General features: G+C 68.3%; 1 protein-coding gene. It reads left to right on the top strand.

Features of this window, described 5'->3' with window-relative positions; translation table 11 throughout:
- The first annotated feature begins 170 nt into the window (after positions 1–170).
- Positions 171–1,252 (top strand): IS630 family transposase gene (locus ACWC2T_RS46055; protein WP_450676247.1). Its coding sequence is split into 2 segments (ribosomal slippage): positions 171–656 and positions 659–1,252, totalling 1,080 coding nucleotides; the frame shifts between segments, so codons are not numbered across the junction.
- Positions 1,253–1,360 lie beyond the last annotated feature (108 nt).

The following is a 1,360-nucleotide window of genomic DNA, read 5'->3' as shown; positions in this document are numbered from 1 at the left end:
GTGCCGCCGGACTCGGCATGGACCTGTTCGATCAGCGGCATGAGCTGCTCGTCGCGCAGCCGGCGGGCCGACTTCGGCCGCTTCTTGCGTGCGTACTGACTGCGGCTCGTCAGGGTGAACTCGCTCGAAGTCCCTGATGGGCTGGCAGTGCTGGCTGTATCTGGTGGTGTGTGAGATATGGGGATGGGGGCGGGCTGTCTGCTGCGGGACGGCGGCGCCGGGAGACGGTACGGAATCAGGCGGCCGAGCTGTTCGAGCAGAGGATCAAGCCGCTGGAGGTGGCACGGCGCCTGCGGGTGAGCCCGAAGTCGGCCTATCAATGGCATCAGCTATGGCGGGACGGCGGTGTTCGGGCTCTGGCCTCCCGTGGCCCGAGCGGATCGCGGTGCCGGCTGTCCCCGCGCTGCCTGGAGAAGCTGGCCGCGTACCTGGAGGAGGGGCCGGCTGCGCACGGCTGGGACCAAGACCAGGTGTGGACCGGTGCGCGGGTGGCGACGCTGATCGGCAGGAAGTTCCACGTCTCCTACAGCGTCTCGGGAGCCACCCGGCTGATGCGCCGGCTCGGGTTCACCCCGCAGGTTCCTGCTCGCAGAGCCGCGGAACGCGACGAGCAGGCCATCGCCGTGTGGAAGGAGGCGACGTGGGGGGAGGTAAAAGCGCCCGGGCGGCCTGTGACGGCTTCATCTGCTTCGAGGACGAAGCCGGGTTCACCCGCAGGCCGCCGAAGGGCCGCACCTGGGGCAGGCGGGGCATCACCCCGGTCGTGAGAGTGTCCGGCCGCCGTTCCGGGAGGGTCTCCGTCGCCGGGCTGATCGCGACGCGTCCGGGCTCGAGGACCCGGCTGTGCAACCGGCTGCGGCTGCACACCGGACGCAAGGGCGAGCGCCGGAGCCTGTCCGAGGACGACTACATCCGCCTGATCGACGGGATGCACCAGCTGGTCAAGGCACCGATCGTGCTCGTATGGGACCGGTTGAACACCCACGTCTCCCACACCATGCGCGAGCTGATCGAGGCACGGCAGTGGCTGACGGTGTTCATCCTGCCCTCCTATGCACCCGAACTGAACGCGGTCGAGTACCTGTGGGCCCACGTCAAACGCAGTCTCGCCAACCTCGCGAGCGTGGCTCTCGACCGGCTCGAAGCCCTCGTCCGCAACCGACTCAAACGCCTCCAGTACCGCCCGGATCTCCTTGACGGTTTCGTTGCCGGGACCGGACTCTCCCTCGACCTCCCACCACCATCACCCTGAAGCGCCGAAATCAGTAATACGCCGACTCGGACAGCCCCAGCACCCGGCAGGCGAACCCGACCCCGAGACCCTTGTGCTTGAGGTGCTCGATCACCTGGTCGGCCTCGT

The sequence above is a fragment of the Streptomyces sp. NPDC001393 genome, assembly GCF_053597455.1.
The sequence above is the reverse complement of the archived record's forward strand: the minus strand, read 5'-3'. Positions and strand labels throughout refer to the sequence as shown.